Raw genomic sequence first — 19,063 nt, forward strand, 5'->3', positions numbered from 1 at the left:
GGTCGCCTATTGAGCAGGACGTAGACGACAACCAGAGAAGGGGGGCGGTCCGATGCCTCCAAAACAATGAAAAAGAAACTGATTGGATTTGCTATTGCATTGAGCGCGCTGGCCATGCCGCCGCTGTCGGACGCGGCCGATACCAACGGCACGAGCGGCACGATCAGCCTGGCGATCGGCGCACAAAAGCAGCTTGCGATGGGGCGCGAGCTGCAGCGGGTTGCTGTCGGCGATCCGGCGGTTGCCGACGTGCTGGTCGTGAAGGGCGGGCGCGGCGGCGTGCTGCTCGTCGCGAAGAGTGCAGGGACGACGAATGTGATGATCTGGGAACGCGGCCGTGACGAGCCGACCATCTACAACGTGAATGTCACGAACGGTGCGGCGCGCGCATTGCTCGACGGCACGACCCCGAACGTGAATACGTACGGCGGCGCGACGGTGATCGGCGGTGCGTCCGGGACGCTCGAGGGGCATCAGCGGGCGGTCCATGCGGCGAATACGCTCAGCGGCAAGGACGGGACGACCGTGGATGCATCGACGATTTCCGGCAAGAACGTCGTGCAGGTCGACGTGCGCGTCGTCGAATTCAGCCGCTCGGTGCTGAAGCAGGCCGGTCTCAACTTCTTCAAGCAGAGCAACGGTTTCTCGTTCGGCGCATTCGCGCCGACCGGGCTGACGTCGATTACCGGCAACCCCGGCGGCGCGCTGACGTACAACACGAACGTGCCGATTTCGTCGGCCTTCAACCTGGTCGTCAATTCGGTGTCGCGCGGGCTGTTCGCCGACCTGTCGATTCTCGAGGCGAACAATCTCGCCCGCGTGCTCGCCCAGCCGACGCTCGTCGCGTTGTCCGGCCAGAGTGCGAACTTCCTCGCGGGTGGCGAGATCCCGGTGCCGGTGCCGCAATCGCTGGGCACGATCTCGATCGACTGGAAGCCTTATGGCGTTGGGCTGACCGTCACGCCGACCGTGCTGAATCCGCGCCGGATCGCGTTGAAGGTCGCGCCCGAGTCGAGCCAGCTCGACTTCGTCCACTCGATCACGATCAACGGCGTGCAGGTGCCTGCGCTGACGACGCGGCGCGCGGACACGACGGTCGAACTCGGCGACGGCGAGAGCTTCGTGATCGGCGGCCTGATCGACCGCGAGACCACCTCCAACGTCAACAAGGTGCCGTTCCTGGGCGACCTGCCCATCATCGGCGCGTTCTTCAAGAATCTGAGTTACCAGCAGAACGACAAGGAGCTCGTGATCATCGTTACGCCGCATCTCGTCGCACCGATCGCGCAGGGCGCGCCGCTGCCGGCGACGCCGGGCGAACTGTCCGAGCAGCGCGACGGGCCGGTGTGGCGTTCGTATCTGGGCGGCATCGCGTCGCCGGATGCCGGGCCGGGGTTCTCGAAATGAGCGCGCCGAATCGTTACGGGACAGCACAGGCCGTCGCGCGCGACGCGATGCCTTGCTTCATCGTGAGTATCCGAAATGAATGCGAGAACCTTTTCTTTGGCTGAGCCCGCCGTTACCGACTACTTCGTATGCGCGTCGTCACTGACGGAGCATGTGCAATGGCTGTCCCAGTCGCTGGTCTCGGTCGGCTCGGTCGAGGGGACTCGGCTCGACGGCGCGGCGCTGACGCAGCGCATCGGCGTATTGAATCCGGCCCTGGTATTCATCGATTTTTCGGGTGATTGCGCGGTGGCGAGCACGGTGGTCGCCGCCGTGCGCCAGTCGCACCCGGGCGTGCCGGTCGTCGCGCTGGGTTCGCTCGCGCAACCGGAGGGTGCGCTTGCCGCGCTGCGCGCGGGCGTGCGCGACTTCGTCGACTTTTCCGCATCTGCCGACGAGGCGCTGCGCATCACGCGCGTGTTGCTCGACAACGTCGGCGAGCCGGCGAACCGTCACGGCAAGGTCACTGCGTTGCTGGGTGCGCGCGCCGGGATGGGCGTGAGCACGCTGGCCGCGAACCTGTCGGTACTGATGCAGCGGCGAACCGCCGATCCCGCTCACGCGGCGGCGCTCCTCGATCTCGGGTTGCCGGCCGGCGACGGCGCGCTGTTCCTGAATACGCGCTGCGAATTCCATTTCGTCGAGGCCGTGCGCAACCTGCGCCGCATCGACCGCACGTTCGTGACGACTGCACTCGCGCGCCATGCGAGCGGCGTCGCGCTGACGACGTTGCCGCCGAACCTCGCCGATCTGCGCGAGGTGGCGACGGCGTCGTGCGCGGCGTTGCTGAACCGGTTGCGCGCGTTTTTCGATCACCAGATCGTCGATCTCGGCGGTTTCCCGAATCGGGAATTCGTCGCGCAGGTCGTGAATCTTGCCGACGAGGCCTGGCTCATCTGCGATCAGGGCGTGGCGTCGGTCGTGTCGGCGGTCGAGATGCTGGACGGCTTGCGCGAGGCGGGCGCCGCGACCGAGCGGATCAGGCTCGTCGTCAACCAGTTCGACGCCGAGCTCGGGCTGATGCCGGCGCAGATCGCCGAGCGGCTCGAACTGTCGCTGGTCGCGACGCTGCCGTCCCGACGCGTGTCGATCGGGCATGCGGCGAACCAGGGCAAGCTGATTGCAGAGGTCGCGGAACGCGATCCGTACGTGCGGGCGCTCGGGCCGCTGGTCGAGCGCCTCGCGGGTACTCCGACGCCGGGGCCGGCACCGCGGACTGCGGGCGGCCTCTCGGCACTCAGGCGAATCATTCAATCCTCTTCGAAGCGGTCGTAAGCGATGGCACACGACATTCAATTTGCCGACGGCGCAGCCCCGTTCTCGCAAACGCAACAGTTCCACGACATCAAGAATGCCGCGCACGAGCATCTGCTCACGCGGATCGAGGAACTGGGCGCCGAATTCGGCCGCTGGTCGCGGCAAGCGATCAACCAGTTCGTCGATCTCGAGATCGACAGCTTCGTGCGGCTGCGGCGGATCCCGCTCAACGAGAGCGAGGTGCGCGAGGTTGCCGAGGCGCTGACGAAGGAGCTCGCCGGATTCGGGCCGATCGAGGACCTGCTGGGCGACCCGCACGTCGAGGACATCCTGATCAACGGCTACAACGACATCTATGTGTCGCGGCACGGGATTCTGTCGAAACTGCCGATCCGTTTCACCGATAACGCCCATCTGCTGCGGATCGTGCGACGGATTCTCGCGCCGGTCGGCCGACGGCTCGACGAATCGAATCCGATGGTCGACGCGCGGCTGCCCGACGGCGGGCGCGTCAACGTGGTCATCGAGCCGCTGTCGATCGACGGGCCGGTCGTATCGATCCGGAAGTTCCGCAAGGACCCGCTGAAGCCCGAGGATCTGCTGGGCAACGGCACCTTCAACGAGGAAATCGGGCGGCTGCTCGAGGCCGCGGTCGAGGCGCGCTGCAACATCCTCGTGTCGGGCGGCACCAGCTCGGGCAAGACGTCGCTGCTGAATGCGCTTGCGTTCCACATCCCGTTGGCGGAGCGCGTCGTGACGATCGAGGATACGGCCGAGCTGTCGCTGAATCACCCGCACGTCGTACGGCTCGAGAGCCGCCCCGGTGGCTTCGACGGCAGCGGTGTCGTGACGATTCGCGACCTGCTGCGCAACACGTTGCGGATGCGGCCGGACCGCATCATCGTCGGCGAAGTGCGCGGCGGCGAAGTGCTCGAAATGCTGCAGGCGATGAATACCGGCCACGACGGATCGATGGGCACCGTGCACGCGAGTTCGCCGCGCGAATGTCTGTACCGGCTCGAGATGCTTGCCGGCTTCGCCGGTTTCCAGGGCACCGAGGCAAGCCTGCGCCGGCAGATCGCCAACGCGATCGATTTCATCGTGCAGATCGGCCGGCTGTCCAACGGCCGCCGGCGGATCCTGTCGATCACCGAAGTCACCGGCATGTCGGACAACATCGTATCGACCCAGGAACTGTACCGCTACGAGGCGCGCGTCACGCCGGAGGGCGACGAGGTCGATCACTGGGAGTCGCTCGGCATTCATCCGCATTCGCCGAAGCTCGCGCGCTTCCGCAATACGCTCGTGGCGAGCGGCGGCGGGTTCGGCGCCAACTTCGGGCGGGGCGGAGGCTTCAATGTCTAGCGCCACCTTGCTGGCACTGATGTTCGCGCTGATCTGCGCGGCGGCCGGCTTGCTGTTGTGGCGCGGAAGCCAGGTTCGCGAGGGACGCGCGCATGCGCAACGGTTCTTCGACAGCCGGGTGGGACAGGGCGCGCGCGCCGCGGCGCCGGCCGGCGACGCGCGCAATGCGCGTGCCGCGGCGGCCGGTACGGCGAATGCGCAGGAGTCGCAGCAAGGGTTCGCGCGCTGGCGCGCGTCGGTGGGCGCCGCGTGGAAAGTGCTGTCCGATCGTGCCGGCCTCGATGAAATTCGCGCCGGCCTCGTGCTGGCGCTGGTCGTCATCGCACTGCTCGTGCTGTGGGCCGGCGTGGCCGGCGGCGTGCTTGCGGCCGCGGCCGCACTCGTGGGGGGCGGCGTGATCGTCGTGCTGTGGATCACGTCGCGCATCAGCCGGCGCCGCCTGAAGATCGTCCGGCAGTTGCCGTCGTTCCTCGACGGGATCGTGCGGCTGGTGACGCTTGGAAACAGCGTGCCGGCCGCGTTCCAGTCGGCGCTTCAGACGACCGAGATGCCGCTGCGCCGCTGCCTCGACGACGTGTCGCAGGGGCTGCGCTCCGGTGTCGAGATCGATCGCGCGATGCTGCACATCGCACACGCGTACCGGATCCGCGAATTCGAGCTGGTCGGCGCGGTGCTGCGCCTGTCGGTCCGTTACGGCGGGCGGGCGGACGTGATGCTCGACCGGATGTCGACGTTCATGCGCGACCTCGAGCAAGCCGAACGCGAGCTGTCCGCCATGTCGGCCGAGACCCGGCTGTCTGCATGGGTGCTCGCGCTGTTGCCGATCGCGGTCGGCAGCTTCGTCATCGCCACGAGTCCGCGCTATTTCACGGCGATGTGGAGCGACGATGCCGGCCGCCAACTGATCTATCTGGCATTCGGGTTGCAGGCGATGGGCGGCTTCTGGTTGTACCGGCTCGCGCGGTTGAGGTGAATCGATGGATGCAAACCGTTTAGGCGCACTTGCGCTGGTGCTCGGATCGGTCGGCGTGCTGCTGCTTGCCGCGCTGGCGATCGTGCGCGCCCTGCTTGTGCAACGTGCCGAACGCGCGCTGGTGAATGCGCTCGACCGCCGGACGGCGGCGATGGAAGCGGCGGCCGCGCGCGCCGGTTCGACCGAACCGGCGCGGGATGCCGCGCCCGCTGCGCCGCGCGTCCGTTTCGCCGGGCTGCGCGCGCGTTTCGAGAACGTCGGGATGCGGTGGCTCGAAACCGGCTTCAGCCGTTATCTGATCGCCGACGAGGATCGTCAACTGCTGGAGCAATGTGGCTTTGTCGACGTTCGTGCCAGGGCGCTGTTCGTCAGCGCGCGCATCGCGTGCGCGATCGTGCTGCCGCTGCTCGCGGTGCTGGTGCTGATCAGTCGTGGTCAGGAAGGGCGCTGGCTGCTCTGGATCTCCGTCGCGCTGGTCGCCGGCTACATGCTGCCGAAGATCTACGTGCGCCGGCGCGCCACCGCCCGCCGGCAGAGCATTGCGGCCGAATTGCCGCTGCTCGTCGACATGCTGCGGCTGTTGCAGGGGGTCGGCCTGTCGCTCGACCAGAGCATCCAGGTCGTCACGCACGATTTTCAAACCATGCTGCCTGTGCTGTCGTGGGAGCTGGGCGTTGCCCAGCGGCAGTTCGCGGCGGGACGCACGCGCGAACAATCGCTGCAACGCCTCACGAACAGTTTCGACAACGAGGATCTGCGCGCGATCGTGCGGCTGCTGATCCAGGTGGACAAACACGGCGGCGCGGTTCAGGAGCCGCTGAAACAGTTCGGCGATCGGCTGCGCGAAGGGCGTCGTGCGACGTTGCGCGAGCAGATCGGCCGCCTGACGGTGAAGATGACTGGCGTGATGATCATCACGCTGTTGCCGGCATTGTTGATCGTCACCGCGGGGCCCGGGATCATGACCGTGCTGTCCGCGCTTGCCGCGATTCAGCACTGACGCGGCCCGAAGGGAAGGAGCGATACGAGATGAAACGATTTGGCTGGATCGGCACGATCGCAGGCGCGACGGCGTTCACGTTGCTCGCCAGCGGGTGCTCGCTGTTCAAGGAGTCCGGGTACGGGATCGGTCCGCAGGCCGAACGCGGCGCGCTGATGCAGGCGGCTGCCGACAAGAACGCGCCGCCCGATACACCGGGCATGTATCTGGGCCTGATCGAACGGATGCAGGGCCAGGGGCTGTATTTTGCGTCGCTGGCGCACATCGACCAGTACGAGAAGCAATATGGCGCATCGCCGGACACGATCCTGCTGCGCGCCGACGCATTGCGGGCGACCGGCCAGTACGACGAGGGCGTGGCCGCCTATACGAAGCTCCTGACGACGCCGCTTGCCGCGCGCGGCTATCGCGGGCTGGGCCTGACTGCCGGCGCGCGCGGCAATTTCGCACTCGCCGCGCAGCAGCTCGAGCAGGCGACGGTGCTGGCGCCGACCGATGCGGCGACGCTGTCCGATCTCGCGTATTCGAAGATGCGTGAAGGCGATCTGGCAGGCGCACGCGTGCCGCTGCTGAAGGCCGCGGAACTCGAGCAGAAGAATCCGAAAATCCTCAGCAACTTCGTGCTTTATCTGCTCGCGAGCGGGCATGGGAAGGAAGCGCGGCGGCTGATGGACGAGCAGAAGCTTTCGCCCGCGGTGCGCGGCGAGATTCAGGATGACGAGACGAAGGTCGCGGCCGCGATGCGCGCGAAGCAACTGGCAGCCGTACGCGTGCCCGGCAATGCGTCCGTGCCGTCGGTTGCGAGCAGCGACAATTTCGATCTTGCCGCGCCGCTGCTGCAGCGGTTCGCGCGATAACGACGCTATTCACGGAGACCATCATGTTTCACCTTTCCCCAATCCGCATGTGTGCCGCGTGCATCGCGTTCGCGCTTTGCTCGGGCGTCGCGCATGCGCAAGGCAAGCCGCCGGCGTCCGAAATCGATCATGCGACGAATGCGTGGCTCGACCTGCAGCGCTCGAATCGCGCGGCCGCCACGCCCCAGCCGATCGACGGCGCGGCCGGCACGTATGCCTACCAACGCTATCTCAATTCGTTCAAGGCGCCGATTCCGCAGTGGTACGGGACGATGTCGGGGTCGGGCGGCGGCGGCAGCGGCGGCGGAAGCGGCGGACAGTCCGGCGGCGACCTCGCACACTGACGGAGCAAGACGGTGACTACCCGACACGGCGGCGGTGCATTCCGCCTTGCGTCAAGGCAGCGGGGCACATTCTCGGTGATGGCAATCATCGCGCTGCTGATTGCCGTGACGACGCTTGGCGCCATTGGCGTCGGCAATCTCTTTTTCCAGCGTCGGGACATGCAACGGATTGCCGACATGGCCGCGCTCGCGGCCGTGCAGCGCATGGATGACGCCTGCGGGCAACCGACCATCACCGCGACCAACAACGCGCAGTCGAACGGGCTCAATACGGCGAACGGCGACACGATTGCCATCCAGTGCGGCCGCTGGGATACGGCGGTCAACGCGGCCCCCAGTTATTACGCTGCCGCGACCGCCGGGACCACGCAGTTGAACGCGGCCCGGGTGACCGTCTCGCGCCAGGTGCCGTTCTTCTTCGTCGGCCCGCTGCAAACGGTGTCCGCGGTATCGACCGCGCGCTCGACGAACATCGATACCTTCTCGGTCGGCGCAACGCTTGCCGCGCTGGGCGGCGTCGGCTGCGCCGGCGGGTCCGCGCCGACTTCCGGCAATCCGGGGCTCGTCAACGGGCTGATCGGTGCACTGCTCGGCGCCAACCTGAACCTGAACATCGGGTCGTATCAAGCGCTCGCCTGTACGAACGTGACCGTCGGCGACCTCGTCGTGGCGGCGGGCGTCGGCACGGTCGACCAGTTGCTCGCGCTGAAGCTCACGTTGCCGCAACTGGTGCAGCTGATGGTGAATGCGGCAACGCAGACGGCCGTCGCGAACGTGAACCTGCAGGCGAGCCTCGCCACGCTGCAGGCGATCCTGAATGCCAACATTCCGGGCACATCGATCGGCCTCGGCGGAGTGAACGGATTGCTGAACGTCGCGCTTGCAGACACGCAGGCGGCGGTCAACGCGCAAGTGGACCTGCTCGACCTGCTGCTCGTCGGGGCGGAGATCGCGGCAGCGGGCCAGCCGGCGATCACGGTCAATGTGCCGTCGCTGAATCTCGGCGGGCTGACGGGGACGCAGCTTCAGGTGCAGATCATCAGTCCGCCGGCGATCGGGATCGGCGAAGGCGGGATCGATCCGTCGACCGGAACCTGGCGAACCAAGGCTTCGACCGCCGCGGTGGGGGTGTATCTGAATGTCGACCTCGGCACGGCACAGTTGCCGCTGCTCGGCGCGTTGCTGAACGTGCTGAACGTGAATGTCGACGTCAACCTGCCGGTGTATCTGCAAGTCGGCACCGGCACCGCGACGTTGAATTCGACGCAATGCGCGTCGACGCAGGCGGCAAGCACGGTCGTCATTACCGCGCAACCGGGTGTGGCCAATCTGTGTATCGGCAAGCCGCCGCTCAATGCGTCCGGCCAGATCAGCCTGTCGTCGAATTACAGTTGTGCGTCGCCCGCGCAGATCATCAATGCCAACGTTCTCGGGCTTGCACAGTTGACGGTCTCCATGTCCAACATATCGGTTCAGGTGCAAGGTGCCGCCCAGTCGAATACGTTCAGCGGCGTGCCGGGACTCGATGCGGACTACTGGACGGTGAACTCGAATGCGCTCGGTTCGGCCCTCAGCTCGGCACTGACGCAACTCGCGGCCGCGAATATCAGCGTCAACCTCAGCTTGTTAGGCATCCCCGTCCTGACGGTTCCGGGGAATTTCGTGTCCACGTTGCTCACCTTCTTGAGCGGCCTGCTTGGTCCGCTCCTGTCGAGCCTGGACGCCGTCCTCGTTCCGCTGCTGAATCTCCTCGGCGTCCAGGTGGGCGCGGCGACGGTCCATCAGATCTCGCTCAGTTGCGGGGTTGCCCAAACGGTTTATTGAAGAAGATGAGAAATACGCCCGCAATCGAAGAGCTCGACCTGTACGTCTGGGAAGGCAAGGCGGACATCGTCGACCGCGTCGCCCGCTGCATGGCGAGCTTCGACGTCGAAGTGATTCGCGCCGACAATGCGGAGATCTCGCCCGAGCGCGCCGCATTGAGGCCGTCGCTGGCGATCATCAGCGTGACGATGATCGAGATCGGCGCGGCTTTCCTGCGCGACTGGCAGGCCAACATCGGCATGCCGGTCGTCTGGGTCGGCGCGGCGCGCGATCACGACGCGTCGCAGTATCCGCCCGAGTACTCGCACATCCTGCCGCTCGACTTCACGTGCGCCGAGCTGCGCGGCATGATCGGCAAGCTGGTCACGCAGCTGCGTGCGCACGCGGCCGAAACGTCGCAGCCGTCCGAACTCGTCGCGCATTCGGAATCGATGCAGGCGCTGCTGCACGAAGTCGATACGTTCGCCGACTGCGACACCAACGTACTGCTGCACGGCGAGACCGGCGTCGGCAAGGAGCGCATCGCGCAACTGCTGCACGAAAAGCACTCGCGTTACCGGCACGGCGAATTCGTGCCGGTGAACTGCGGCGCGATTCCCGACGGCCTGTTCGAATCGCTGTTCTTCGGCCACGCGAAAGGGTCGTTTACGGGCGCGGTTGTTGCGCATAAAGGGTATTTCGAGCAGGCGGGCGGCGGCACGCTGTTCCTCGACGAAGTCGGCGACCTGCCGCTGTACCAGCAGGTCAAGCTGCTGCGCGTGCTCGAGGACGGCGCGGTGCTGCGCGTCGGTGCGACGACGCCGGTCAAGGTCGATTTCCGCCTGGTCGCGGCCAGCAACAAGAAGCTGCCGCAACTCGTGAAGGACGGCCTGTTCCGCGCCGATCTCTATTACCGGCTCGCCGTGATCGAGCTGAGCATTCCGTCGCTGGAAGAGCGCGGCGCGGTCGACAAGATCGCGCTGTTCAAGTCGTTCGTCGCGCAGGTTGTCGGCGAGGACCGCCTCGCTCAGTTGTCCGATCTGCCGTACTGGTTGACGGATTCGGTCGCGGACAGCTATTTCCCCGGTAATGTGCGTGAGTTGCGCAACCTCGCCGAGCGCGTCGGGGTGACGGTGCGGCAGACGGGCGGGTGGGATGCGGCGCGGCTGCAGCGGCTGATTGCGCACGCGCGCAGCTCGGCGCAGCCGGTGCCGGTGGAGAGCGCGGCCGAGGTCTTCGTCGATCGCAGCAAGTGGGACATGAACGAGCGCAACCGCGTCATCGCGGCGCTCGACGCCAATGGCTGGCGGCGTCAGGACACGGCGCAGCAGCTCGGCATCAGCCGCAAGGTACTGTGGGAAAAAATGCGCAAGTATCAGATATTCGACGAGGAGCCCGAGACCCGCGAAAACGAGTAATTAATGAGATAAAATCGCGCTGAATTACAACGACTCGGGCGGGAATTGAACTTCATGAACCATATGACGGGGTTGGGAAGGGCGTGCATGTTGCTCGCCATGGTGGGAGGCATGCAAGGCGCATATGCGCAGAGCCTGGCGGACAGCGGTTCGCCGGCGGTACAGCAGGCGTCGGCGCCGGTCGCAGCGATTCCGGTGATCGATCCGCAGGCTCAGACGTCGATTCAGCCGCAGGCGGGCGACACGACGGGGCCGAGTACGGTGGACGACCTGCAGCGCCAGATCCAGGCGCGCTCGCTGACGGAGATGCGCACGAGCTACAACGGCAGCTATGGCGCGAGCCTGCTGTTCAACGTAAAGGACGGGGCATACTTCATCGCGCTGTTCCAGCAAAAGGCATTCTGGCGCGTGATCAAGACTTTCGACGAAACGCGTGCGGAAGCGATCTATCGCGATTTCTCGCGCCAGGCGGAGCGGCTGGCCGTGAACGAACTGCGGGCGGCAAAGCTGGAATCGCAGAAGGCGCAGATGGACAAGCAGATCGAAGTCACGCAGGATCGCGCGCGGCGCCTGCAGGCCGATATCTCGATCGCACGCCAGCAGCAGGCGGCGGTCACGGATCGCCAGAAGAGCGTACGCGGCGAGACGGCCGCCCTGCAGGCGCAACAGGCCGAGCTTCAGTCGCAACTGCGGGCGTTGCAGCAGCAGGTGCGTTCGCTGCAGCGCGAGGCCGACGCCGGCCTGCCGACGACGGCGCGCTGAGCTGAAACGATCGGCGGTGCGGCGACATGCCGCGCCGGCCGGCCAAGTAAAAAGGGCAAGCCGGTTGGCTTGCCCTTTTGTTTTACTGGCCGTCCGGCACGATTCGCCGGCGGCGCGTGACGATGACCGGCCCGTTGCCGCTGCGGGAATCCGACGGCGATGCGTGGCCGGATGCGTCGCCGCTGTCGCGCGGCGCGCCGTAGTTTTCGCGCGGTTCGCGGGGCTCGCGCGGTGCGCCGTAGCCTTCGCGCGGCTCGCGGGAGCCGTAGCCTTCGCGCGGCTCGCGGGAGCCGTAGCCCTCGCGCGGTTCGCGTGAGCCATAGCCTTCACGCGGCTCGCGGGAGCCGTAGCCGCCGCCGTCGCCGCGCGATTCGCGCGGGCCGCCGTGCGAGCCGTACGGGCTGTGGCCGCCGCCTTCACGGCCGCCGGGGCGCCCGCCGGTGCGCGGGCCGCGGGGGCCGCCGCCGCCCGGGCGCGAGCCGCCGGTGTCGAGCTGGATCGTGGAAATGGCGCGTTTGTAGATGCCTTGCAGACCCACAGGGGTGCGCAGCATCACCAGGTACTGGTCGAACGACTCGATACATCCCGTCAGACGAATGCCGTTGACGAGATAGATTTCAACGCGCTTGCGTTCCTTGCGCGCCGAATTGATGAAGTCGTTTTGCGGATGGGATTCTGCGGGATTGGCCATTGAGGTGCGGCAGGAGCCTGCGTCAGAGAATATGTTGTGCGTGTGTGTGGCGTGTTCGTCCACAAGGTGTTTGGCGGGATTTTACCCTGTTCGATCGGGAAGCGCGCAGTCACGATTGTGTCGAACCGTAACCCACTATAGACGGTTCGGCGCATTTTCGCGATTAGACCGAATGACAGGCGTGCATTCGTTACGCTGCGTTACGACTCATGCAACGCTGCATCGCGTTGGTGCGCGAGCGGCAACCAAGGAGACGACTGACGGGCGGCCTGTCGGGGATCCGGGACATGAACGACAGGCGGCGAGCCGGGTGGGGCGGGCGGCCTGTCGACCCGGCGACCGGTGCCGGCCGCCCGGTTGCTGCGATTCACGCGGGCGCCGCAACCGGCCATGAAGGCGGCCGCGACGACGGCATCGATGGAGCCCGACGCCGATCCTGCCGGCAGGCATCAGAACGCGTAGTCGGGGTTCTTCGGATCGAATGCGGTGTCGTCGAGCGTCGCCGGCGCAATCTTCTCGATGACGATCCGCTCGAAGATCCTGCCGTCGTTGTCGTAGGATTCGACGGTCCGGAAATAGGGCGCGTGCAGGTCGAGACCGAGGACTTCCTTCTTCGCGTAGAACTGCGGCCGGCCGCCCGGCGTTTCGTAGGTGAGCGCGACGACGCGCACGCCGCCGACGGTCCGGGCCTCCACGTCGGTCGGCCGCTGCACGCCGGCTTCCAGGTATTTCTTCCCTTCGGTCAGGTACAGGTTCGTGATGAACTCGGTACCCAGATCCTTCACCTGGTGATTCGACTGGGCGCGCGCGAGTGCGCCGTCGATCGCCGTCCACAGCGGAATCTTGCCGAGCAGGCCGCCCAGATGGCCGTACATCTCGTCCTTGCGCTGCGTCGAGTCGTAGATGGTTTCCTGTCCGGCATGCGCTCCGCCCGGCAGCCATTTCGCATAGACGCGCAGCGGCTCGCGCGTGGTCTTCACGAGCATGCGGTCGGGCGTATCGGACCATTTCCCGCTGATGCGCTCCTGGCGCACCATCGTGAACTGGTAGGACGGATAGCCGTTCGGACCGTTCCGGATATACAGCGGCACGGCGAGCGGATCGAGCGCCCTGAAGAGCGCCGTGAGCGTCGCGTCGTCGAGCTGCGCGAGCGTGCCGCGTTGCGCGGCCGCGCGCAGCCAGCGCGCCTGCTGCGCGACCGGGTCGCGCACGACCCTCGCGAGTTCCGCCGGCAGCGCGACGCCCGGCGGCGTGCTTGCGGCGTCGGCCGTTTCCTGGGCATGCGGGCCGGCCTGGACGAGCGCCAGCAGGCATGCGACTGCCGCGACGGCGGCATGCCGTGCGAGGCGCTTGCTTCCTTCGTTCATCGACGGCGTCTCCCGGAGCGATGGATCGTTCAGCCCTGCTTCGCGGCCTTGATTTTGGCGAGCTCCTCGTCGCGCAGCGCGCGGCGCAGGATCTTGCCGACGTTCGTCTGCGGCAGGGCGTCGCGAAACTCGACGAATTTCGGCATCTTGTAGCCGGTGAGGTTCTTGCGGCAGTGCGCGAGCACGTCGTCGACCGTCAGCGACGGGTCGCGACGCACCACGAACACCTTGATCCGTTCGCCCTGCACCTCGTCCGGAATGCCGATCGCCGCGGCTTCGCTGATGCCCGGATGCATCACGAGCACTTCCTCGATCTCGTTCGGATACACGTTGAAGCCGGACACGAGGATCATGTCCTTCTTGCGGTCGATCAGGCGGATGAAGCCGCGCTCGTCCATCACGCCGATGTCGCCGGTGCCGAGCCAGCCGTCGGCGTCGATCACCTTGGCCGTCTCGTCGGGGCGCTGCCAGTAGCCGCGCATCACCTGCGGACCGTGCACGCACAGCTCGCCCGGCTCGCCGATGGCGGCCCAGGTGCCGTCCTCGCGGCGAAAGCGCACGACGGTGGACGGGGCGGGCAGGCCGACCGAACCGCTGAACGCGGCCATGTCGTTCAGGTCCACGGGGTTCATCGTGACGATCGGCGAGCATTCGGTCAGGCCGTAGCCTTCGACGACCGGCCGGCCCGTCACCTGCTGGAAGCGCTCCGCGACCGCACGCTGCATCGCCATCCCGCCCGCCATCGCGAGCTTCAGCTTCGAGAAATCCCGGTTGCGGAATTCCTCGTTGTCGAGGAACGCGTTGTACAGCGTGTTGATGCCGGTGATTCCCGTGAATGTCTCGTTGCGGATGATCTTCATCACCATCTTCATGTCGCGCGGGTTCGCGATCAGGATGTTGCGCCCGCCGAGTCCCATGAAGATGAACGCGTTCACCGTCAGCGAATAGATGTGATACAGCGGTAGCGGCGTGAGCACGGTCTCGACGTCGCCCGACACCTGGTCGGCGATCCATGCCTTCGCCTGCAGCAGGTTCGCGATCAGGTTGCCGTGCGTGAGCATCGCGCCCTTCGCGACGCCGGTCGTGCCGCCCGTGTACTGCAGGAACGCGAGATCGTCGCGCGTCGGCTGCACCGGCCGGAGCGTGCCGCGCGCGCCGAGCGCGAGGGCCGAACGCAGCCGGGTGGCCTGCGGCAGGTGGTAGGCCGGCACGAGTTTCTTCACGTGCTTCAGCACGAAATTGATCAGGCGTCCTTTCGCATTGAAGCCGTCGGCGAGCAGGTCGCCGAGCGCGGTGACGACGATGTGCTTCACCTGAGTTTCCGGCAGCGCGTCCTGCAGCGTACGCGCGAAGTTCTCGAACACGACGATCGTCTGCGCGCCGCTGTCCTTCAGCTGGTGCTTGAGTTCGCGTGCGGTGTAGAGCGGATTGACGTTGACGACGATCGCGCCGGCCTTCAGCGTGCCGAACAGCGCGACCGGGTACTGGAACGTGTTCGGCAGCATGATCGCGACGCGGTCGCCGGGTTTCACGCCGAGGCTTTGCAGGTACGACGCGAATGCGTCGACCTTGTGCGCGAGCGAGCGATAGGTCATCGAAGCGCCTGCGCTCACGTAGGCGACACGGTCGGCGAAGCGCGTCGTGCATTCGTCGAAGAACTGGACGAGCGACGCGTATTGCGTGACGTCGATGTCGTGCGGAACGCCGGGCGGGTAGGACGCGTACCAGATGCCGTCGGTATTTGGCGGAACCTGGGCCGCTGCGGTTGCTGCGGAAGATGACATGACATGTCTCCGGTCTTGGGCTCTCGGCGAGGGCGGGCGTTGCGCGCCTGCCCGCGCCTCGTGGCTGCACGGTCGACCGGCGCGGGCGCCTCGACGCCCTGCCTGACCGCGCGTTTCAATCAAATCGTGAACGGAAAGCTGCGCGTGGCCTCGCGCGCTCAGTTCGTGGAATGCAGTGTCGCCGTATCGGCGATGGCCGCGCCCGACGACGGCAGCCCGAGCGCTTCGCTTGCCCCTGCGTCGTCCAGCACCGCCGCGAAGATCGACAGTTGCGCGCTGTCGGGCATCGGCGCCTTCAGCGCGGCGACGATCAGCGACGACAGCCGCGCGATCATCTGCACGTCGTTCATCGTACGGCCTTGCGAGAACTCGTCGATCAGGCTTTCGGTTTCGGCGCCGGCAAGCGCGCCGGACAATGCGCCGATCGCGAAATGCAGCCGCCAGCCGAGCTCCGTGCGCGGCAGGTGCGGCAACGCGCGCTGGAATGCATCGAAGAAGCGGCCTGCCACGCTGGCATAGTGCGCGGTCAGGAAGTTGCGCACGAACGGCGACGGATCGGTGTACGCGCGGCCGATCAGCCGCAGGAATCCGGGGCCGCCGCGTTCCGGGTTGCGCGACGCCTTCAGCGCCGGAATGAACATCGCGCCGAGCACGTGCTCGCAGGTGATGTGCGTGCCGAGCTGCGCATCGAAGCGGTCGAGGATGCCGAGGCGCTCCTGGTTGAGCTGATCGAGACGGCGCGACAGCATCGCGTGGATCAGCGCCTCCTTGCTGCCGAAGTGATAGTTGACTGCGGCGAGGTTGACCGCCGCGCGCGAGGTGATCTGGCGCATCGACATCGCCTCGAAGCCATGCTCGATGAACAGATCCTCGGCCGCATCGAGGATGCGCGCCTTCGTCCCGCCGGTCTGCCGAGTGCCGGATGACCGCGCCCCGGACGGTCGTCCCGCGGATGGACGTCCCTCCTGACTTACTGCCATGTTCCGCCTCCCATGCCGGTTGCCCGGCCGCGAACAGGTGATTTGATTGTCCGATTCAAACAGTCGTTTTTATTAAGATAAAAAATCGCGGGCGGGGCGGGCAAGCGGGGAATCTGGACAAATTCCTCTAGTTCGATGTGCGGATGCGGAAACTATCGCGCGTGGCCCCGCAGGGCGGGGCACGCACGATGATGCGATGCGGCAATGCGCGGGCTCAGCCGACCGTGCTACGCGTATTGACCGATTGCGTCATGTCGATGCCGCGCCGCTCGCGGCTGAACAGGATCAGCACGGCGATCGCGACGGCGACGATGCCGGCCACGAGCGCGAGCGCGAAGCTGTAATTGTTGTTGTGCGATACGGCGAGCGAGGCCTGCATCGTCGCGTTGCCCGATGCGAGCAGGTTGCCGAGCTGATAGACGACGCCGGGAAAAGTCGCGCGGATTTCGTCGGGCGAGATCTCGTTCAGGTGCACGGGGATCACGCCCCATGCGCCCTGTACCGAGATCTGCATCAGGAACGCTCCCGCGGCGAGCGCAACCGGGCCGCTCGAGAACGCCCAGAGCGGCAGCACCGGCAGCGCGATCAGCGCGGCGATGAAGATCGCGCGACGCCGGCCGATCCGCTCCGAAATCGCGCCGAACGACAGGCCGCCGACGATCGCGCCGAGGTTCAGCACGATCGTGATCCACGACACGGTATGCGGATCGAAGTGATGCTGTTCGCGCAGGAACGTCGGATAGAGATCCTGCGTGCCGTGCGAGAAGAAATTGAACGCGGTCATCAGCACGATCGCGTAGATCGTGAGCTTCCAGTTCTGCTGCAGCGTGGTTCCGAGGCTCGGACGCGGACGCTTCTCCATCTGTTTCCACGCCGGCGATTCGGGCACGTGCGAGCGCACGTACAGCACGAGCAGCGCGGGCAGCACGCCGACCATGAACATCCCGCGCCAGCCGATGTACTGGTAGAACAGGCCGAACACGACGGACGCGAGCAGGTATCCGCTCGGATAGCCGGCCTGCAGGAGCCCCGACACGACGCCGCGCGCATGGGTCGGCACGGTTTCCATCGTCAGCGCGGAGCCGACGCCCCATTCGCCGCCCATCGCGACGCCGAACAGCGCACGCAACACGAGCAGCGCGGTCAGGCTCGGTGCGAAACCCGACGCGAGTTCGAGCAGCGAATAGCAGGCGATGTTGACCATCAGCGTCGGGCGGCGGCCGAAGCGGTCGGCGAGCCGGCCGAAGATCAGCGCGCCGAGCGGGCGCATCGCGAGCGTCAGCGTGAGCGCGAACGCGACGGTGGGGATCGTCGACCCGAATTCGGCGGCGATGTCCTTCAAGACGAAAACCATCAGGAAAAAATCGAACGCATCGAGCGTCCAGCCCAGGTAGGCGGCGATCGTGACGTTGCGTTGCTCGCGTGTCCAGCTCATGTCCGAGGTCTCCTCGTTGGCTTGCGCGCTCGCGATGTGCATGCGGATACCGGCCCGGCTTGCGCGCGGTGCGGGGGGCATTGATCGAGTGTAGGCCGCGGTACAGGACGATGTGGGGCGCGATAACGTCGAATCGGGAATAATCCCTAGGAAATGTGCTGTTGCGAAAATGGAAACGGTGCCGCGCGAGCGGAATGACAGGTATCTGTATCATTCCGGAAGGCGATTCGTATTGTTTTGTCGCTCGCCCGGCGCGCCTCGCCACCGACTCAGGAGTCCAGATGATCGAACCTTCCGCCGCCGCGTTGCCGGTGCTCGAGACGGCCCGGCTGTGGCTGCGTCCGCGCGTGCTCGCCGATCTCGATGCGTGCATCGCGATGGATCGCGATCCCGAGGTCACCCGGCACATCGCGGGTCCGTGGAACGATCCCGTCGAGCATCGGCGTTTCGTCGTGCACCGGATCACGCGCGATTACCCGCCGGGCCTCGGCTACTGGTCGATCTTCGAGAAGGCCGCGCCCGATGCGTTCATCGGCTGGATTTTGCTGATTCCCGATTACGCCGGCGGCGCGCGTGACGTCGAGATCGGCTGGCGGCTGGTGCGCGCGACCTGGGGGCGCGGCTTCGCGAGCGAGGCGGCGGCGGCGGTCGTGCGCCACGCGTTCGACACCGTGCGCCTGCCGCGCGTGATCGCCGATATCGCGGAGGCCAACAGCGGTTCGCTGAACGTCGCGCGCAAGCTCGGCATGCGCCGCGTGAGCGTCGTGCACGACGGCATCCCTTACATCCGGCATCGTCTCGAGCGCAACGATCTGCGTACGTAGCGCAGCGTGCCGCGCGCGGGGTTGTCAGAGATCGTCAATCGAACGTGTACGAGGTCAATACGTCTTAACGATTCGTGCGATCAGGAGTATCGTTGCCGGAATTTCGCAACATGGGGTACGACCATGGCACTGGGCAACGACGTTCATCTCATTCCCGTCCGGCTCGACGCGCTGCGTCCGACGCAGATGACGGTGGGATACCGTGAAGTCAAGGCGAAGCGCAAGCACTGGAAGGCGCTCAACAAGCGCGCGCGCAAGGCCGCGATCGAATCGCACTGGTTCCCGGCCGTCCTCGGCCCGGACGGGCTGCACTACATCACCGATCACCACCATCTCGGCCTTGCGTTGATCGAGGAAGGCGAGTCGCGCGTCAACGCGATGCTGCTGAAGGACCTGTCGTGGCTCGACGACACGATCTTCTGGCGGATGATGGAACACAACCAGTGGGTGCATCCGTTCGGCCCGGACGGGTCGCGGCGCGACTATGCGCATTTGCCCAAGGCGCTGACGGCGCTCGAGGACGACCCGTACCGCAGCCTTGCCGGCGAGCTGCGCACGGCGGGCGGCTATGCGAAGGACGCGACGCCGTTCAGCGAATTCCTGTGGGCCGACTACCTGCGCCAGCACGTGTCGCTCGACCAGATCCGCAAGAACTTCGCGAAGGCGCTCGATATCGCACTGCATCGCGCGCACGAACAGGACGCACGCTATCTGCCCGGCTGGTCGGGCGTCATCGCCGTCAAACCCTGACCGCCGC

At 66.2% G+C, this 19,063-nt stretch carries 17 protein-coding genes; 12 read left to right on the forward strand and 5 right to left on the reverse strand.

Annotation, left to right across the window (positions count from 1 at the left end; all coding sequences use genetic code 11):
• Positions 1–66 precede the first annotated feature (66 nt).
• From GQ56_RS0110175 to GQ56_RS0110220, 10 genes are all read left to right on the forward strand, one after another.
• Entirely contained in the window at positions 67–1,407 is a 1,341-nt protein-coding gene (locus GQ56_RS0110175; protein ID WP_031398556.1) for a type II and III secretion system protein family protein, read from the forward strand.
• Between the two features lie 75 nt (positions 1,408–1,482).
• The gene (locus GQ56_RS0110180; RefSeq protein WP_031398557.1) at positions 1,483–2,721 is read left to right on the forward strand and encodes a fimbrial protein; all 1,239 of its coding nucleotides are present in this window, start codon (positions 1,483–1,485) and stop codon (positions 2,719–2,721) included.
• Between the two features lie 3 nt (positions 2,722–2,724).
• Complete coding sequence (locus tag GQ56_RS0110185; protein WP_031398558.1) at positions 2,725–4,068, forward strand: CpaF family protein; 1,344 nt, start codon at positions 2,725–2,727, stop codon at positions 4,066–4,068.
• On the forward strand, positions 4,061–5,041 hold the full coding sequence (locus GQ56_RS0110190) for a type II secretion system F family protein (RefSeq protein WP_031398559.1): 981 nt from the start codon (positions 4,061–4,063) through the stop codon (positions 5,039–5,041). The genes GQ56_RS0110185 and GQ56_RS0110190 overlap by 8 nt, the downstream gene beginning before the upstream one ends.
• Positions 5,042–5,045: 4 nt before the next feature.
• Positions 5,046–6,041, forward strand: coding sequence for a type II secretion system F family protein (locus tag GQ56_RS0110195; protein WP_031398560.1), 996 nt, complete (start codon positions 5,046–5,048; stop codon positions 6,039–6,041).
• Between the two features lie 29 nt (positions 6,042–6,070).
• A complete protein-coding gene (locus GQ56_RS0110200; RefSeq protein WP_031398561.1) occupies positions 6,071–6,898 on the forward strand; it encodes a tetratricopeptide repeat protein in 828 nt (275 codons plus the stop codon).
• A 23-nt stretch (positions 6,899–6,921) separates the two neighbouring features.
• The gene (locus tag GQ56_RS0110205; protein WP_031398562.1) at positions 6,922–7,242 is read left to right on the forward strand and encodes a DUF3613 domain-containing protein; all 321 of its coding nucleotides are present in this window, start codon (positions 6,922–6,924) and stop codon (positions 7,240–7,242) included.
• Between the two features lie 12 nt (positions 7,243–7,254).
• Positions 7,255–9,066, forward strand: coding sequence for a TadG family pilus assembly protein (locus GQ56_RS0110210; RefSeq protein ID WP_031398563.1), 1,812 nt, complete (start codon positions 7,255–7,257; stop codon positions 9,064–9,066).
• Positions 9,067–9,071: 5 nt separating this feature from the next.
• Positions 9,072–10,463, forward strand: coding sequence for a sigma 54-interacting transcriptional regulator (locus tag GQ56_RS0110215; RefSeq protein WP_031398564.1), 1,392 nt, complete (start codon positions 9,072–9,074; stop codon positions 10,461–10,463).
• 54 nt (positions 10,464–10,517) lie between these two features.
• Complete coding sequence (locus GQ56_RS0110220; protein WP_031398565.1) at positions 10,518–11,225, forward strand: DUF2968 domain-containing protein; 708 nt, start codon at positions 10,518–10,520, stop codon at positions 11,223–11,225.
• Between the two features lie 82 nt (positions 11,226–11,307).
• Here GQ56_RS0110220 and hfq read toward each other — a convergent pair whose 3' ends face one another.
• From hfq to GQ56_RS0110250, 5 genes are all read right to left on the reverse strand, one after another.
• Positions 11,308–11,916 (reverse strand): RNA chaperone Hfq, encoded by a 609-nt coding sequence (gene hfq / locus GQ56_RS0110225; protein ID WP_031398566.1) that lies wholly within the window; start codon positions 11,914–11,916, stop codon positions 11,308–11,310.
• Between the two features lie 449 nt (positions 11,917–12,365).
• On the reverse strand, positions 12,366–13,283 hold the full coding sequence (locus GQ56_RS0110235) for a DUF1571 domain-containing protein (RefSeq protein WP_031398567.1): 918 nt from the start codon (positions 13,281–13,283) through the stop codon (positions 12,366–12,368).
• Between the two features lie 29 nt (positions 13,284–13,312).
• Positions 13,313–15,067, reverse strand: a complete 1,755-nt coding sequence (locus GQ56_RS0110240) for an AMP-binding protein (RefSeq protein WP_031398568.1) — start codon at positions 15,065–15,067, stop codon at positions 13,313–13,315.
• A 158-nt stretch (positions 15,068–15,225) separates the two neighbouring features.
• Positions 15,226–16,047, reverse strand: a complete 822-nt coding sequence (locus GQ56_RS0110245; RefSeq protein WP_031398569.1) for a TetR/AcrR family transcriptional regulator — start codon at positions 16,045–16,047, stop codon at positions 15,226–15,228.
• A 214-nt stretch (positions 16,048–16,261) separates the two neighbouring features.
• Positions 16,262–17,482, reverse strand: a complete 1,221-nt coding sequence (locus GQ56_RS0110250) for an MFS transporter (RefSeq protein ID WP_031398570.1) — start codon at positions 17,480–17,482, stop codon at positions 16,262–16,264.
• Positions 17,483–17,763: 281 nt separating this feature from the next.
• Between GQ56_RS0110250 and GQ56_RS0110255 the strand changes: the two genes are divergently transcribed.
• Complete coding sequence (locus GQ56_RS0110255; RefSeq protein ID WP_031398571.1) at positions 17,764–18,306, forward strand: GNAT family N-acetyltransferase; 543 nt, start codon at positions 17,764–17,766, stop codon at positions 18,304–18,306.
• Positions 18,307–18,429: 123 nt separating this feature from the next.
• The gene (locus GQ56_RS0110260) at positions 18,430–19,056 is read left to right on the forward strand and encodes a ParB-like protein (protein WP_031398572.1); all 627 of its coding nucleotides are present in this window, start codon (positions 18,430–18,432) and stop codon (positions 19,054–19,056) included.
• Positions 19,057–19,063 lie beyond the last annotated feature (7 nt).

The organism is Burkholderia paludis, assembly GCF_000732615.1.
Classification (GTDB): domain Bacteria; phylum Pseudomonadota; class Gammaproteobacteria; order Burkholderiales; family Burkholderiaceae; genus Burkholderia; species Burkholderia paludis.

Excerpts from the sequence above, each read along its gene's own strand:
- GQ56_RS0110245 (WP_031398569.1), bottom strand. The coding sequence starts at position 16,047 with ATGGCAGTAAGTCAGGAGGGACGTCCATCCGCGGGACGACCGTCCGGG.
- GQ56_RS0110175 (WP_031398556.1), top strand. The coding sequence starts at position 67 with ATGAAAAAGAAACTGATTGGATTTGCTATTGCATTGAGCGCGCTGGCC.
- GQ56_RS0110205 (WP_031398562.1), top strand. The coding sequence starts at position 6,922 with ATGTTTCACCTTTCCCCAATCCGCATGTGTGCCGCGTGCATCGCGTTC.
- GQ56_RS0110180 (WP_031398557.1), top strand. The coding sequence starts at position 1,483 with ATGAATGCGAGAACCTTTTCTTTGGCTGAGCCCGCCGTTACCGACTAC.
- hfq (WP_031398566.1), bottom strand. The coding sequence starts at position 11,916 with ATGGCCAATCCCGCAGAATCCCATCCGCAAAACGACTTCATCAATTCG.
- GQ56_RS0110220 (WP_031398565.1), top strand. The coding sequence starts at position 10,518 with ATGAACCATATGACGGGGTTGGGAAGGGCGTGCATGTTGCTCGCCATG.
- GQ56_RS0110200 (WP_031398561.1), top strand. The coding sequence starts at position 6,071 with ATGAAACGATTTGGCTGGATCGGCACGATCGCAGGCGCGACGGCGTTC.
- GQ56_RS0110255 (WP_031398571.1), top strand. The coding sequence starts at position 17,764 with ATGATCGAACCTTCCGCCGCCGCGTTGCCGGTGCTCGAGACGGCCCGG.
- GQ56_RS0110250 (WP_031398570.1), bottom strand. The coding sequence starts at position 17,482 with ATGAGCTGGACACGCGAGCAACGCAACGTCACGATCGCCGCCTACCTG.
- GQ56_RS0110260 (WP_031398572.1), top strand. The coding sequence starts at position 18,430 with ATGGCACTGGGCAACGACGTTCATCTCATTCCCGTCCGGCTCGACGCG.
- GQ56_RS0110190 (WP_031398559.1), top strand. The coding sequence starts at position 4,061 with ATGTCTAGCGCCACCTTGCTGGCACTGATGTTCGCGCTGATCTGCGCG.
- GQ56_RS0110195 (WP_031398560.1), top strand. The coding sequence starts at position 5,046 with ATGGATGCAAACCGTTTAGGCGCACTTGCGCTGGTGCTCGGATCGGTC.
- GQ56_RS0110240 (WP_031398568.1), bottom strand. The coding sequence starts at position 15,067 with ATGTCATCTTCCGCAGCAACCGCAGCGGCCCAGGTTCCGCCAAATACC.
- GQ56_RS0110185 (WP_031398558.1), top strand. The coding sequence starts at position 2,725 with ATGGCACACGACATTCAATTTGCCGACGGCGCAGCCCCGTTCTCGCAA.
- GQ56_RS0110215 (WP_031398564.1), top strand. The coding sequence starts at position 9,072 with ATGAGAAATACGCCCGCAATCGAAGAGCTCGACCTGTACGTCTGGGAA.
- GQ56_RS0110235 (WP_031398567.1), bottom strand. The coding sequence starts at position 13,283 with ATGAACGAAGGAAGCAAGCGCCTCGCACGGCATGCCGCCGTCGCGGCA.